This window comes from Mongoliitalea lutea, from assembly GCF_014652135.1.
Taxonomy (GTDB): domain Bacteria; phylum Bacteroidota; class Bacteroidia; order Cytophagales; family Cyclobacteriaceae; genus Mongoliitalea; species Mongoliitalea lutea.
Map to the genome: position 1 here is coordinate 1 of NZ_BMYF01000002.1, position 16,220 is coordinate 16,220.

Genomic DNA, 16,220 nt, shown 5'->3' on the forward strand with positions numbered 1-16,220 from the left:
AACATAGGGGCTTACTTTTCATTCATAACAGAAAGAGTAGCTATATTTATTCCTTTCAAACAATTTTCACTAATGGCCGACTTTAGTCGGACACTAGTGATTTTAATTCTACTCTAATTTAGACAAATCTTTGCGGTATATTACATTATTTTTCTTGGTATTCTTTTATCTGATGAATCTTTCTGTAGATTCAAATGCGCAGGTTCGTGTACCTTTCAAACCTCGAGCTCCTAAAGCAGATCCTACCAAGACCAATTACAGAATCAACGGCGATTTCCTCATCATAGGAAATACCAATCTTACATTGGAAGATTACGATGATTTTAAAATGAATGATAATCAGATGGTGTATACCTCTGCTTTTGAAGGTGGTTTGAGTGGAAATCTTAATTCCTCCGGTGCAGAATTGAAGTTTCCACAACAAGCAGGTGTAGATCATGCCTGTACGGAAATACTTTTTGCAGGCTTGTATTGGACAGGAAGAAGCGGTGAAAGTAGATTAGTGACGATTACCGACCGAGGAGCTACTCTTACCAAGGATAAGCAGCAAATGACCTTTCAAGGTCCGAGACTAGGAGAACGGTTAAATGTGTTGGCTGATGAAAATAGTATACGCTTTCCCGAAGGGTTGGACAATGCCAATGACGTGGGGATTTTTGTAGGATTTCAAGATGTGACTGACTATGTGAAATTTCATGGAGAAGGTTTCTATAGAGGGATTAACCTAGCTTTATTGCAAGGAACTAACTATTTTTTTGGAGGATGGTCGTTAATAGTTATTTATGAAAATCCAAATCTGCCATTAAAAGATATTACCGTTTTTGATGGATATGCGTATGTAAGGGGTGATTCTCCGGAGGAATTTATCATTCCTATTGATGGTATTCAAACCCAAGAAGAGGGCAATGTTCGGGTGAAGGTAGGCATTATGGCAGGTGAAGGAGATGTAGCAGCGGAAGGGGATTTCTTTGCGATCGAACGAGGTGTAGGAACCAATGATTTTGTACCCCTATCACATGAACAGAATTCTCCAAACAACTTTTTTAATTCCAGCATTAACGTTGGGGAGCCAGGGCGTATTCCTTTACTTAGAAATAACACGGGAATGGATCTGGCAACCTTTTTCATTGATAACCCTAATAATGAATTAATTGCAAATAATCAGACAAGTCTACGATTTAAATATGGAACTACTTGGGATACCTATGTAATTTATAATTTGGCTATTGCCATTGATATCGATGAACCGAAAATCGAAGGGCTACACCAAGTGGTATCAGTCAACGGTCAAACTGCCATACCTGAAAGCTTGAAGCCTGGAGATGAGGTGAGGCTTCAAGTAGATATTCGTAATCTTGGTACTGAGCAATTGCGCAGCAACCGGATTGAATTGAAACTTCCTAGAGGAGTGGAATTAGTGTCAGCTGATGGAATAAACTTTCAGCAGCCTGTCACGACGGTCGTAAATCAATCAGCGGGTCCTAATGCTGGTACTCGGCTTTATTGGGATTTTGGAAATTTGGATCCGGAAACAGACCTTTCCTTTGTACTTGCAAGACTTTCATATACTATTCGGATCACAGAAAATTGCGAATCGATTTCCACACTTTGTGGAGCGACCATTTCTTTAGATGGCTTTTTGGTAGGCGTTCAATCCAGTACGAGCCAGCCCTATGAACAGGTTGGACTGGTCATTGAAAGTACTTCGGCAACAGGTTGTCAACGGGTGGGGGGTACCACTGGCCCCATAAATTTCCGCTTGGATGTTTTTGATTTTTTTCAGACTAATTGCTTGAATTTAGAGGGTCAGAGCATTGAAATATGCAACCTTGCTGACATGAGCGAAGTACCGGCTGAAATTTTAATGGATTATTTCCCCATAGGAACTCGATTTTATGATCAAAATCCCTTAGCCCCTGATGCGAGAGAAATTGGAGGTGATTCGGGAAATCCTTTTCCACCTACTACAGGCGTTGATTTCTATGCAAGTTTTACTGCTGATCAGATTGGCTGCTTTTTATCTTTTCAATTGAAAAACAAGCCCTTGACTGCCACGATTGAAGTGGAAGACACCTGTGAAATCCCATCTGATGGTCTTCGGGAGGTTCATCTGATTATAACGGGTCTAAGCTCTGATGGAGTACTTTCCTTAAACGGTGTTCTAAGCACTCCTGACTCAATCAAACGATTAGCCCCGGGAACCTACGCACTTTCGATTGAAGATGGAAGTTGCTTGATTGAAAAAACTATTGAGGTTAAACCGTTTGCTAATTTTGAAGCTGTTTTACAAACACCAGGCAGTGTTTTGCAACTAAACTGCTCGGGAGAAGCTAGTGGTGTTTTGGTACTAGAAGTGACTGGTAATACTGCATTTAACTCCTTGAAATTGGAAGGAGTTGCAGGGGATGGTACTACACTTACTCGCACCATTTCAAGTCCGGTTCCTGGCATTTATACTTTTGAAGAGCTTCCAGCAGGTACCTATACTTGGACCTTGGAGACAGTTGATGGCTGCTTAAAGCTGGGACAAGAATTGATCATGGACGCGACTAATCTACCAACGCAGGTAGATTTTACCTTTACCAATCCTCAATCATCTTCAACAATATTCTCAGTCGGGCAACCCGTTCAGTTTACAGTAACCAGTCCTCCGATATTTACTGATGCAGTATGGGATTTTGGAGATGGGCAGACAGTCCTAGGAGACAAACCCCTTCATACCTTTCAGTCACCGGGAGTTTATATGGTCACTCTTTCATTAATGGATACAAATGGCTGCCTTTCTAGCCAGTCCAAGGAAATTCAGATTGCAGGCGGGGGCCTACGCATGCCTCAGGCATTTACCCCTGATGGTGATGGCCTCAATGATTTCTTTTTTCCAGTTTTCACACAAGTAGATTCTTTGTCCATGTGGGTGTTCAATCGTTGGGGAGAAATGGTGTTTTTTACGGCTGACAAAAATTCACAAGGCTGGGATGGATACCATCTTGGGCGAATAGCTCCACCGGGTACCTACAGTTTTCAGTTGGAGTATAGAATCAAAGATGAATTTGTTCAATACCTAAGAGGTACATTTTTATTGGTCCGTTAGTGCTGGAATTAGGTGTTTTTTGGATGGATGGATAAAAAAGCAATTCCGTACCCCATTGTCACTTGAGCGCTGAATACTAGATGCATATCGTAAACCCTCCGGGTAATGATTGTAACATTCATAGCCCAAATCATGGAAAATTGCTTCCAATTGGGCTTCATTGCTTTGGAACAGCGTTTCGCAGATGACGATTGGGAGATGTTTTTTCAAGGTGTTCAGTCCTTTTTCCAATATCAAATGCTCGGTACCTTCCGTGTCCATTTTGATCAGGTCAAGTGGAAAGGAAAGGTTCTCAGCAAATGTATCCAAGGTAGTCGTAGGGACTTCATTAACCGTGAATGCCTCTCCTTTATTTAGGGCAGCTGCACTTCCTGTTCCCGCAAGGTTATGTTCCAAATAAGGGTACTTTCTACTCTTGACCTCATGAAAGGTAATCGTCCCTTCTTTCTCGGACAGCGCCTGTGATTCTACTTGAATATTGTTCAATTGATTTGCCGCCACATTTTTCCGAAGATAATGCAAGGGCCCTTTGGCAGGCTCAAATGAAATGATCTGCATACTCGGATTTTGCTTGGCAGCCAATAAACTGTAATACCCAATATTGGCACCAATATCCATGAATCCGCGAATGTGCTGACAGAGTTCTAGGAATAGTTCGCTGTATTCAAACTTTCGGAAATCTTCCCAGTAAACCAGTTGGGTTAAGTAATTGGTTTGGTTGGTACACAAGATGAGTTTTTTACCCTGCTCAAGTTGTAGCGTTAGTTTTCCACTTGGAGGGATTCGAAACCATGAAGGTAAGACAGGAATCAAAAGTTTGTTCAGTCCTCTCAGGGCTAAGTTGATAGTAGGTTGGTAGATGATTTTATAAAAAACTTCCTTCATAGGTTTAATTCGTAAGAGTTGCGAGAAGCATACTTTTTCTGTTAGCCAAGGGGTACAGAGCTTTGATACGTTCGCGGGCTGTTTGATTGATATTTTTTCCCTGTGCCATCGAGTGGATGAGCTGAACACTCATGCGTAGATTGGATAATTTCCGAAAAGGAACCGTTATTCCCGTCACACCGATAATGGAAGGAAGCGCATTGACCTCTGAGACAATGGGAATACAGCCGCAAAGCATAGCTTCACATAAAGCGCATCCGAAACCTTCATAACTCGAAAGCTGGAAGTAGTAATGTGCGGACTGGTATTCTTGTCGTAAGGATTCTTTATCCAATCTTCCTAAGAAACTTACATTGGGTGGGATTGGGATACCCGATGGGCACTCAAGTCCTGCAAAGCGGAATTGAAAATCAGGTTTCTCCATTGCCAATTCAAGAATTAAATCTCCTCCTTTCAGTGTAAATTGAGCAGGCGACATCACAGTGAGAAAGGTAACCGTTCCAGTTTTTAAAATTTCATTTTTTACACGGTCATTTGGAATCCAGTAATCCACATCAAAACCGTTAGGAATCACTTCAATTGGTGTTTCTAAGCCTGGGAAATGATGTTTTAAGCCATTCATTACCGGATTTTCCAGATTGATAAAGGAGTTTTTAGTGAAAATCAATGATTCGGATACGGGAAGTAATTTGGTAGCCCATTCATAGGATTTCTTGCAAAACCATTGAAGCAAGGGGATTCTCAAGCTCCCATAGTTTAAAGCTGGAATGGAGGCACAATCAGTTCCATGGAGAACGATGTACACAGGCTTCTTAAATAGTTTCCCATATATTGTCGGTACAAGAGACCAATACCCGCCAAACTGGACCAAAATAACTCTACAGGAAGGAATTTTGATTAGCAGACTTAGAGTCTGTAAGAATAAAAACCATGGTGCCAGTGCTTTATTTCTCCAATTGTAGGTATTGATTTCGATTTGATAGTCTGCTGACAGCATGGCAATATCCTGTTGGATAAAGCTATGCATCTCAGGGATGACCATCAATAATCGCGGCTTCCCCATGGGTTATTCCTTAGTGTTCGTTTGCTTGAATGTAAACCCAATCCCTCCAATCAATAACAAAGCTGTTACATATTGGAAGAGGATCGTCAAGCCTTTGGTCTTAAAGAAGCTATCTGGTTCAAAACTTAACTCAATGTTGGATGTCCCTTGTGGAACTACTATTCCTCTAAGCAAGTAATTGGTTCGGATGATATCGGTAGGTACACCATTGATGCTCGCTTTCCAACCTTTTGGATAGTACACTTCGGACAATACCAATAAGCCTTCTTTACTCACCTCAGCAGCATAGCTCAACTTTCCAGGACTTTGCTTACGCAGCTCAACTGTTCCACCACCTGCTGGTACATTTCCATATTCTCCAGTATTGACTGTTGCTGAGACTTTTGTATCGATTTGACGGATGCGCTGCATTTCTTCTTCATTAGAAGATACGGCAATCACTTCCTCTGGAAACCATGCAGCACCATTTGCCAATGGGTTTCTAAATACAGCATCTTCAGATCTTCCGGCCATCAAGTAGCGCGTGTTCAGCATATTCAACACCGGTAGTTCATCCCAAGCAAAGTCACCTTCTTGGGCTTTACTAATGAAATTTGAGATTTCGGGTTGAATTCCTCTTTCAATAAGCTCCTGATAGCGCTTCATTTTGGCTCCATGGTATCCACCCACACTGTTATGGTAGTAGGAGGTGCGGGCTTCGTTGAATGGATTTTCAATATTGAAAACTCGATAGTAACCTTTATCTTCTAATATTCTTTCATCCGCTGCACTTTTTGCGAAAAATTGGGCAGCAGGGCTGTCACGCATGGCATCTTCACCTAGGTATCTTCGGTTGATGGTCCAAAGGTCTATGATGAGCAACAAGCCAATACCCAACATCGCATAGGAGGTGTTAAGTTTGTTTTTGAGTACTGCAATGATTAGTGCGAAACTCAAACTCACAAATGCCAAACTTTTGAAGGCGCTGGATTGCATCATGGATTTTCTATCGGAGCGAATGGCATCTACCAACCAATCCGGAAGATTGGCATCGACATTTCCACGGAAGCTAAACATGCCTGCAAAAATGGCTAAGATAAATGCCAAACCACCGACAATGCCAAAAGCGATGTATAATTTCTTGATGTCGATTTTACTTTTCTGGGCAATCAGTGTTTCTAACCCCAAACATCCCAAGACAGGAATGGCAAATAAAGCCATGCATAACCCCATGGAAACGGCTCTGAATTTGTTGTAGCCAGGTAGAATGTCAAAAACCGTATAGTTGAACCACTCCAGATTTTTTCCCCAAGCAAGTAAAATGGAAAGCACAGTGATTCCTGTGAATACCCAGATCCATTTTTTATCGGCATATAGTATCCCAATTACAAATAGGAAAACCATAATAATCCCTCCATAAATCGGACCGCCCGTTCCCGGTTGGTCTCCCCAATAGGTTGGGGCTCCTTGGATAAATCCGTTGATTTGGGCATTGTCGATTCCATTGGAGCGAAGGGTGCGCTCTGTTTCGGAGTCTTTGGGCAAGGCTTCCTGAGAAGCACCTCCTTGGATGAATGGAACAAGGAAGGTGAGTGTTTCAAATTTGCCCTGCGACCAAGCAAAGGCATATTCTTTGTCCAGACCTGATGCATTTCCTGTGTTTTCACTGATATTGGATTTTCCTCTGGTAGAGTAGGGGCTGTATTCCAAAACTGCCGCAAACCTACTGGCATTACTTCCGATAGCCAACCCCAGGCCTATCACCAAAATTCCGACGGTTTTGGCAAAGTCCACATACTTTTTTTGCTGTACCATCTCAGCAATTCTTGCGATCCCATACACAATCACCATCAGCATGGTATAATAGGTGATTTGGAGGTGGTTAAACTTCAGTTGCAGCATCATGGCGAATGCAAACAATGCAAGCCCTAAAATCCGCTTTCGTTCAAAGGCTAGGTGAATGCCTGCAAAAATCAATGGAATCAAGCAAATAGCCCAGATTTTAGCATTATGGCCCGCATCCAAACTGATCAAATGGAAGGTGTTGAAGGCAAATGCAATGGCTCCCACAGCTGCAATTTCGCTTCTGATTTTAAAGGAAAGTAAGAATACATACATCCCAATCATTCCTATGAACAGGGAATTGATCGGATGCGGTAAGCCGAGGGAAATGATTTTGATCAAAAAGTTGGTGATGTCTCCCGGGATTTCATAGGAAACCAAATAAGCGGGCATTCCCCCAAACAGGCGATTGGTCCAGAGGGCTTCTTCTCCAGTAGCTTTGCGGTAATCTAAGATTTCTTTGGCACCACCTTCCCATTGAAGAATGTCATTTTGGAAGATTATTTTCCCATCAAAAACCATGGGAGAAAAATAAATGAGAACGATTAGGTAAAAAATGATCAATGAAATACCATGAGGCAATACTTCTTTTTGAAAATTCAATTTCATGCGCGCGTATTTGATTCAAGTGAAAACGTCTGCAAATTAAAAAATAAATTGGCTTAGGCCTTCATCCGAACCGGAGAAAGCATCTTTTTACTTGAGCGGGCTTGCTTTTAACTGAATAAAGGGGGAAGCTTGGCACTATCCATGGGGTATTCCCGAATAATTTTATAATTTTGCAGCAAATCGCATTTACTATGTTTGATAATCTTAGTGGAAAATTAGATAGAGCTTTTAGGACCCTGAAGGGTACCGGTAAAATCACGGAAATCAATGTGGCAACTACTGTCAAGGAAATCAGAAGAGCCTTGATTGATGCCGATGTGAATTACAAGGTAGCCAAAGAGGTTACAGATAAAATTAAGGATGAGGCCATGGGCCGGGATGTATTGATAGCTGTTTCTCCGGGACAGTTATTGGTAAAAATCACCCAAGAGGAGTTGACCAAATTGATGGGGGGTACCAAAGTAGATGTAAATCTCAAAGGTGACCCAGCGATTGTGTTGATTTCTGGTTTGCAAGGTTCGGGTAAAACGACATTTACAGGAAAGTTTGCTAGCTACCTCAAAAAACAAGGAAAACAAGTATTGTTAGTCGCCTGTGATATCTACAGACCTGCTGCGATTGACCAGTTGAAAGTATTGGGTGAGCAGATAGGTGTAGAGGTGTATGCAGAGCCGGAAAATAAAAATGCGATTGAAATTGCCAATCGTGCGATGGATTATGCCAAGAAGAATGGCAAAAAGATCGTGATCGTCGATACTGCTGGTCGTTTGGCTGTGGATGAGCAAATGATGCAAGAGATTGAGGCCTTGAAAAAAGCTCTCAATCCTTCTGAAACACTTTTTGTCGTTGACTCCATGACGGGTCAGGATGCCGTGAATACTGCGAAGACCTTTGATGAGCGCTTGAATTTTGATGGGGTAGTCTTGACCAAGTTGGATGGTGATACACGAGGTGGTGCGGCCATTTCCATCCGTCACGTAGTCAATAAGCCGATCAAATTCATCTCTACGGGTGAAAAGATGGAAAACTTAGATGTCTTCCATCCAGATCGTATGGCTCAGCGAATTTTGGGCATGGGTGATGTAATCTCCTTAGTGGAGCGTGCACAGCAATCCTTTGACGAAGATGAAGCCAAGCGTATCAATGCTAAAATCCGCAAAAACCAGTTCAATTTTGATGACTTCCTATCCCAATTGGAGCAGATCAAGAAGATGGGTAACATCAAGGACTTGGTGGGTATGATTCCAGGCATGGGTAAGGCGATGAAAGGCTTGGATATTGATGATGATTCCTTCAAACCAATTGAAGCGATCATCCGCAGTATGACTCCTGCTGAGCGGGAAAATCCGGACATGATTGACGGTAGCCGTAGAAAGCGAATAGCAAATGGTAGTGGAAGAAGTATCGTAGAAGTCAATAACCTGATGAAACAATTTGGCGATATGCGCAAATTAATGAAGCAGATGAACAAGATGGGCGGTGCGCAGAAGGCTTTGGGCGGTATGATGCCGAAGATGAGAAGGTAGAAGAAAGGATGAAGGTTGAAAAAAGCTCGCGGAATACTCGGAAAACGCAGAAAATTAGGAGTTAAAAAACTTTCTCTTCAAGAGAGGAAATAATAGTTATTCGATTAACCTCATCAATTGCCCCGGGTTTTAACCCGGGAGATTTGAGCATATATTAATTCATTTACCTGGGTTTTAACCCACTTCTATGGAACGTTAGATAAAACACCAAATCACGAGCGTGTATCTTAAATACGATAAGCATTGGGTTTTACCCAACTAAAAAGATATAATAGTTTTTTAAGACAAATGAAAACAGTGGAAAAAATGTCAAGTCTAACGGTCTGAAAAGCTGATCAGAGTTTAAGTCCAGTAATTAGGTGAAATCCAGTTACTGGTTTTTTTTATAAATTTTTTGATTGATTTTTAGTTAGATTTAGGTCTAAATCTTTGGTTATGATTCGGCTTTTCCAATTCTGTTTGTTTTTTGTGATTTTTTTGTCAGTTCCTACCTTATCGTTTTCTAAGAATGATACTACAAGTGTTGCATTGATCGCTTATTGGTCATTAGGAGATTCTTATTCCTATGAAATTACCAAATATACTCAACAATGGAAAGGTGATGAATTGGTAAAGTTTGATTCATCCAGTTATTCGGCTGAGTTTTTGGTTATTGATTCGACGGAGACTTCATATCAGATAAAATGGAAGTACACCCATGAGCTGTTCCGTTCTCAAGTTGTGGATCAAGTACTTTTACAATCACTCAATGTCAAACCAATATTAGAGATTATTTATTCTACTGATGAATATGGTGAGTTTGTTGGCATTGATAATTGGGAAGAAGTAAGAGATGCTGTTAATGAGATTTTTGAAACTTTAACTCCGATTCTTGTAGAGGGGAAAGAATCAGGTCCAGCAATTCAGCAAGTTTTGCAACAAATGAAAAACACCTATCAATCCAAAATAGGTGTTGAGGCTTTTGTAGTGCCTGAGTTAAAGCTTTTACATTTTCCATTTGGAGCATCTTTGGAGGTAGGTCGAATTTATGAATATGAAGACTCCCTCCCCAATTTGTTTGGGGAAGAACCAGTAGATGCGAAAGGTCAACTTTATCTTGATGAGATTGATGTTGAAGATGAGTATTGTTTGCTTATCCAAGAAGTTCAGCTAGAGGAAAACTCTTCCAAGTCTATGATTATGGATTTTTTTAGACTGTCAGGTCTTGACTCGGAAGAATTTGAAAAAGTTGTTGGTGAGGCAGTTTTAGAAATTAATGACTATAATAAGTTTGGAGTTTTTTATTACCCTGGAGTGGTAGATTTTATTCACACAACAAGAGAGTCCTATTTCCAATATTTGGATGATGTAGCAAGTAGGAGGGACACGGTTTTAATTATTCTCAAATGAGAGTAACTTTCCTGTTTTTGACCTAAATCTTGAGGCTAACCTAGCACTTTCTAAAAGGGAAAATACTACCGTAGAGTAAAAAAATCTTTGTGCACTTTGCGTAATTAGCTTGGCGTTCTTTGCGGTTAAGCAAGTCTCCATAAAAGGTAATCCGAGATATCTGTTGAATAAAATTTAAAGAAAAAAATGATAATCCAGCAATTCTGTAATTGCTGGATTTTGCATTTAGACGAGCAGTCTATACTTCTTTCCAGGAAGCGACTTGAGGAGTCCTTGAAATTCTAAAGCCAAAAGTTTGGAGGCAAGTATGGATAGAGGAAGTTCCAGTTGGCTGGCTAGTTGGTCGATTTCTAGTTCCTTTTTATCCAGTAGTAACTGGATAATAGCCTTTTCTTCTCCTTCAAATTGATTTAAATCAAGCGCTGCTTTTTTTACTGATTTCCCCTGATCTTCCTTTTTCCAGGAGAGTGCATCTTCGATATCTTTTGCTCCTGTGTAGATGCTTGCTTTTAATTGTTTGATTAAGTTGTTGCAGCCTTCACTGTAGGAAGAAAGGAGATTACCTGGTACAGCAAATACTTCCTTGTTATAGGAATATGCGATTTCTGCAGTTATCAAAGCCCCTCCTTTTTTCGCAGCTTCTACGACAATGATGGCATCGGAAAGTGCTGCAATGATACGGTTGCGCTGAGGGAAGTTACCAGGATGCATTTCTGTACCCGGTGGATATTCGCTGATCAATCCGCCTGCTTCGAACATTTGTTCAGCAGTGGCCTTATGGATGGAAGGGTAAATTTGATGCACCGATGAACCCAAGACGCCAATAGTAGGAATGTTGTTTTGGAGCGCAGCTCTATGGGCTTCGATATCCACTCCATAGGCCAAACCGGAAATAATGCTCGGTTGGAATGGGCTTAATTCTTCGATGATTTTTTTGGTGATGGACTTTCCATATTCTGTAGCATTGCGGGTACCCACTATTCCGATGCTTCGCTCTGGATTGAGGTTGACATTTCCACGGATATACAAAATCATGGGAGAATCGTCCAAGGCCTTGAGTCGTTTGGGGAATTCAGGATCGGAAAAGGGGAGGATACGAATGCTTTTTTTTCGGCAGGCTGCGATAATTTCCTCGGCATCCTTGATAAATTGGTCCGCTGATTTGCGGTATGCTATTAGTTTCTTGCCTACTCTAGGGACTTTGGCGAGTTTGCCTGAGGGGATTTCAAAAAAAGCACGGGCCGAGCCTGTATAGGCTACGATATTCCTATACAGTCCCGGCCCGATTTTGGGAACAAGGTTTAAGGCTAATTCATAGACTAATTCATCGCTCGCTTGTGCTGACATGCATTTGGTCTCTGATTTCTTTTAAAAATGACTGAATCTGTAACAATCGGTCAATCATGGTGGCTTTGTCCATGGTTTTCTCATGACCATTTTTGATCACTTCCTGCGCACCTTGCAAAGTATAACCCTTGATTTTGACCAATTGGTAGATGTAGCGGATTTTTTCAATGTCTTCTTTGGTAAATCGGCGATTCCCCTTTTTATCTTTCTTAGGTTTGATAATATCAAATTCTCCCTCCCAATAGCGAATCAATGATGGAGCAACCTTAAACATGCTCGCAACTTCACCAATGGAGTAATATTTTTTTTCTATATCTTTTTCTATGTAAGGCACAGTTCTAACGATTTTAAGCTTCAATCAAAAATAGGGAAATTCTCCGAATTCAAATAGGTCAGTTTTCAATTTATTCGACTAATTCAATTGAGGGAATCGACATACGGTTAATATAGATGAATTTATTGTTGAAAATCAGTTAATTTCGAAAATGAAAAAATAGGAATTTAAAACAACGCAATAATCAAAACCTTTATGATATGATGAAAAAATCCAAGTTATATTCAGGTACTAAAAAGTTAGAGGAATCTTTATATAGAGCAATAAAGTAGTCTGAAAATGGAAAAGGACGTTCACATGAAGAAGTCATACATTTTTTGAGAAAAAAGTACCAAAATTAAGACCAACACTTCATTTTCCGTCGGGCAGATCCTCTACAGGTTAATCAACCATTAATACAGTTAATTTTTATCCCCAGTTTCAATGAGGGCTATTGAGATGTTAGACCACTTCGTGGTCTAACAGTAAATGAATTATCATTTATCCTGTTTTACTATTGAGAAGGAAATCATTTTGGGTGTCCAAGTGTTAGCTTTGAAGTCAATCATAAGTAGTTTTCATAACCCTATATATCCTTTCAAACTTGGGTTCTATGAATAAAAAAAATCCTGACTCTGAAAGAGTCAAACCTTTCAATAGCCGTGGGTGTAACCCATGGTCACAAATGCACCTAGTCTCCAAAACTCCTGACCCTGAAAGGGTCGAACTCTTCGGGGAGGATTTTTTCTTTGAACTTTCCAATGTTTTTGATAGCTGGTTTTCTTAGATATCTTCCTGAAACTCATAAAAACTTAAACGTTTACTGAAATACTTATTTTTTGGAAATGTGGGGGATTTCGTTGATTTTCAAGGTAGAAAATTGCACTCATGGTATAAAAACTCCCCCAACAATGCCCAAAGGCCTGATCAAATCCTCCTTTTATTTCCCATTGGAAATCTACTTGGATCATCGGGAACCGGAGGAACTGATGAGAACCTTTCAATCCTTTGGGAATTCCATTATCACACGAAAACATCTCTACACAGGAGATATTATTATGGATGATTACCTGGTCATCGAACGGAAAACACTTAATGACTTTTATAATTCGGTGCATGATGGACGCTTATTTTCTCAGATCAAACGCCTTCAAAAATTACCTAAACCTGCATTACTGATTGTGGAGGATGAAGCACAAGGACTTCAACAGCGCCACTTTCGAAAAGCAGCTTTTCAAAGTCTTTTATTTTCCATTCAATGGAAATTTAGAATTCCTGTCTTTTTTACCCGAAATATCTTGGAGACAGTATCCTTAAGTTTGTATTGCTACCGTTCTTTTGCTGGAAAAAAATTGACTACCAATGGAAATATAAGTCTCCGAAAGAAAAGCCCCACTCCTCGGGAAATTCAATTGGATATGTTGGCAAGAATACCGGGCATTGGAAAGAAACGGGCACAGGATCTTTTGAAAGCCTATGGAAGCATCAAAGGGATCATGCAACATGCAGATTTGTCCAGCAATGGAATAGGACCAAAAACGAAAAAAAAGTTGCAGGAGGTTTTAGGGAGTTGATATTTGAAGTACTTTAGAGAAAAATTCACAGAGGAAAATTCACACACTTGGATACATTATTTGGAGATCTTTTTCAAGCAACTGAGCAACAGGAGGCCAACTTTGCAGATATCATCCTGCCTGTTCCGATTCCTAAGATGTTTACGTACCGTATTCCTAATGCACTATTAGAGTCCATTGGAATAGGATACCGTGTGATTGTGCAGTTTGGAAAGAAGAAAATCCTAACCGGCATCGTCGGTAAAGTGCACCAAAAGCCACCCGCTGCCTATGAGGCCAAGCCTATCTTGGATGTATTGGACTCTCATGCCACAGTCAATCCTCTCCAAATCCGCTTTTGGTCATGGATGGCCTACTATTATTGCTGTCACATTGGAGAAGTGATGAATGCAGCTTTGCCTTCCGGATTGAAATTAAGTTCGGAAAGTAAAATTCAGCTCAACCCTAATTTTGATCCCGAACTCAGTGAATATCCCCTTGACGATCGGGAATTGATTATTTTGAAAGCCTTGGAAAGCCAAGAGGAGCTGAGCTATGAAGATTGTGAAGTGTTGCTTGGTGTCAAAAGCATTCACCAGATCATCAAAAGCTTGGTGATTAAAGAGGCGATTTTGGTTTTTGAGCAAGTTAAAGAAAAGTACACACCGAAAGTAGAGGCAAGAATTCGCCTGACTCAGCCATTTGCAACGGACAAAGCAGCCTTAGAGCAGTTGTTTGTTGACTTGAGTTCAAAACCCAAACAAGAGGAGGTAGTGCTCAAATATTTGCAGGAAATTCCCGTTTACAAAGATCTTTCCTTGAACTCCAAGGGCTTGGAGAAAAAGGTGTTTACCGAAGCAAATCTATCCATGTCTTCTTTGAAAACACTTATCAAAAATGGCGTATTCGAAGAATTCAAAATAATCGTCAGTCGCTTGGAAGAGTTGGAGGATGGAAAGGAAATGCCAAGCATTGAATTGTCAGCAGAGCAAACTATGGCTATCAATTCTATCAAAGAGCAATTTGAAGAAAAGGATACCGTCTTGCTGCATGGGATTACAGGAAGTGGGAAGACCGAAATTTACATACAATTAATCCAAGAAGCTCTTGACGGAGGTTCACAGGTTCTATTCTTATTGCCTGAGATTGCATTGACTACCCATATAGTAGGGCGTCTGAGCAAAGTTTTTGGCAATAAAATGGGTGTATTTCACTCCAAGTATTCGGATAACGAACGTGTGGAAGTTTGGAATGGAGTTCTGAGTGGACGATTCCCTTTGGTAGTTGGAGTTCGCTCTTCCATATTTCTTCCTTTCGATAGTTTGGGCTTGGTGATTATTGATGAGGAGCATGAAGCTAGTTACAAGCAATACGATCCTGCGCCACGTTTTCAGGCAAGGGATTCAGGTATCATGCTTGCATGGCTGCACCAAGCCAAGGTCTTGTTAGGTTCAGCCACTCCATCCTTTGAGAGCTATTACAATGCTCGCATGAAAAAGTATGGCTATGTGGCCTTGAATCATCGCTATGGTGATGCACAATTGCCCGAGTTTCAACTGGCAGATGTGTTGGTGGATAAAAAGAAAAACCTGCTCAAGCTGGATTTCACCCGCCTGCTACGGGAAAGTATCCAAGAAGCCTTGAATAAGCAGGAGCAAGTGTTGATTTTTCAAAATAGGAGAGGGTATGCTCCTTATGTCAGTTGCGATGATTGTGGATGGACGCCTATGTGTGAACATTGCGATGTGAATTTGACTTATCATCAGTTTGGAGATGAGTTGAAATGCCATTATTGTGGTTTTAAAGAGAAGGTGCCCACAACCTGTGATGCCTGTGGAAGTAATAAAATTATTGCGGTAGGATTGGGGACTGAGCGAATTGAAGAAAGTTTGGGTCTGTTATTTCCTGAAGCCCGAGTGGTCCGAATGGATTTGGATACTACCCGAAGTAAATATGGCTATCAGCGTATCTTGGAAGAGTTTGGAGGTGGAAATGTGGATATTTTGGTAGGCACACAGATGATTACCAAAGGTTTGGACTTTGACCGTGTTACCGTGGTGGGTATTATGGATGCTGATAGGATTTTGAATTTTCCTGATTTTCGGTCAGGGGAGCGGGCATTTCAGCAAATTACTCAGGTAGCGGGTAGGGCTGGCAGAAGAAATCAGATAGGAAAAGTTATTGTACAAAGCCGAAGGACGGATGCACCCATTTTTCAATGGATTGCTTCGGGGGATTATGGTCAATTTTATTTGCAGGAAATGGCTGAGCGCCAAAAGTACTTTTACCCACCTTTTGTCAAGTTGATCAAAATCAGTACCCGTCACAAAGACTACAAAGCAGCTGAACGCGCTGCACGTATCCTGCACAACCTATTGAATGATATTCAAGTCAAGAAAATCATGTTGGGACCTGAAAAGGGGCTAGTTGGAAAGATTAAAAACCAATATATTTTTGAAAGCTTGGTCAAATTAGACAAGGCTTCAACGGCATTGGGCAAATTTAAGGATGAACTAGCAATAATCTTAAATGAGGTGCAAAGTCAGAAAGATTTCAAAGGTGTGCGGATTATTGTGGATGTGGATCCGTATTGACTGTTAAGTCGTTTTTTTAATTGTGATAT

General features: G+C 40.8%; 11 protein-coding genes. 6 read left to right on the forward strand and 5 right to left on the reverse strand.

What is annotated here, in order from left to right; translation table 11 throughout:
* The first annotated feature begins 130 nt into the window (after positions 1–130).
* A complete protein-coding gene (locus IE080_RS01715; RefSeq protein WP_189578713.1) occupies positions 131–3,091 on the forward strand; it encodes a PKD domain-containing protein in 2,961 nt (986 codons plus the stop codon).
* Here IE080_RS01715 and IE080_RS01720 read toward each other — a convergent pair.
* The 3 genes from IE080_RS01720 to IE080_RS01730 are packed head-to-tail and all read right to left on the reverse strand — an operon-like array spanning position 3,077 to position 7,469.
* Positions 3,077–3,976, reverse strand: a complete 900-nt coding sequence (locus IE080_RS01720) for an FkbM family methyltransferase (protein ID WP_189578714.1) — start codon at positions 3,974–3,976, stop codon at positions 3,077–3,079. The genes IE080_RS01715 and IE080_RS01720 overlap by 15 nt on opposite strands.
* Before the next feature lie 4 nt (positions 3,977–3,980).
* A complete protein-coding gene (locus tag IE080_RS01725) occupies positions 3,981–5,039 on the reverse strand; it encodes a glycosyltransferase family 4 protein (protein WP_189578715.1) in 1,059 nt (352 codons plus the stop codon).
* Positions 5,040–5,042: 3 nt separating this feature from the next.
* The gene (locus tag IE080_RS01730; protein WP_189578716.1) at positions 5,043–7,469 is read right to left on the reverse strand and encodes a glycosyltransferase family protein; all 2,427 of its coding nucleotides are present in this window, start codon (positions 7,467–7,469) and stop codon (positions 5,043–5,045) included.
* A 191-nt stretch (positions 7,470–7,660) separates the two neighbouring features.
* On the opposite strand from IE080_RS01730, the gene ffh reads away from it, so the two are divergent.
* Together ffh and IE080_RS01740 are read left to right on the forward strand one after the other, a co-directional pair.
* Positions 7,661–8,995 (forward strand): signal recognition particle protein, encoded by a 1,335-nt coding sequence (gene ffh, locus IE080_RS01735; RefSeq protein ID WP_189578717.1) that lies wholly within the window; start codon positions 7,661–7,663, stop codon positions 8,993–8,995.
* Positions 8,996–9,430: 435 nt separating this feature from the next.
* Positions 9,431–10,384, forward strand: a complete 954-nt coding sequence (locus IE080_RS01740; RefSeq protein WP_189578718.1) for a hypothetical protein — start codon at positions 9,431–9,433, stop codon at positions 10,382–10,384.
* A gap of 225 nt (positions 10,385–10,609) precedes the next feature.
* Here IE080_RS01740 and dprA read toward each other — a convergent pair whose 3' ends face one another.
* On the reverse strand, positions 10,610–11,731 hold the full coding sequence (dprA, locus tag IE080_RS01745) for a DNA-processing protein DprA (protein ID WP_189578719.1): 1,122 nt from the start codon (positions 11,729–11,731) through the stop codon (positions 10,610–10,612).
* Positions 11,709–12,065 carry a MerR family transcriptional regulator gene (locus IE080_RS01750; RefSeq protein ID WP_189578720.1) on the reverse strand — a complete coding sequence of 119 codons (357 nt, stop codon included), beginning with the start codon at positions 12,063–12,065 and terminating at the stop codon, positions 11,709–11,711. Before IE080_RS01750 ends, dprA begins: the two co-directional genes overlap by 23 nt.
* Positions 12,066–12,657: 592 nt before the next feature.
* Here IE080_RS01750 and IE080_RS01755 point away from each other — a divergent pair.
* From IE080_RS01755 to priA, 3 genes are all read left to right on the forward strand, one after another.
* Complete coding sequence (locus IE080_RS01755; RefSeq protein ID WP_189578721.1) at positions 12,658–12,831, forward strand: hypothetical protein; 174 nt, start codon at positions 12,658–12,660, stop codon at positions 12,829–12,831.
* A 124-nt stretch (positions 12,832–12,955) separates the two neighbouring features.
* On the forward strand, positions 12,956–13,618 hold the full coding sequence (locus IE080_RS01760) for an ERCC4 domain-containing protein (protein WP_189578722.1): 663 nt from the start codon (positions 12,956–12,958) through the stop codon (positions 13,616–13,618).
* 47 nt (positions 13,619–13,665) lie between these two features.
* The gene (gene priA, locus IE080_RS01765) at positions 13,666–16,191 is read left to right on the forward strand and encodes a replication restart helicase PriA (protein WP_189578723.1); all 2,526 of its coding nucleotides are present in this window, start codon (positions 13,666–13,668) and stop codon (positions 16,189–16,191) included.
* Positions 16,192–16,220 lie beyond the last annotated feature (29 nt).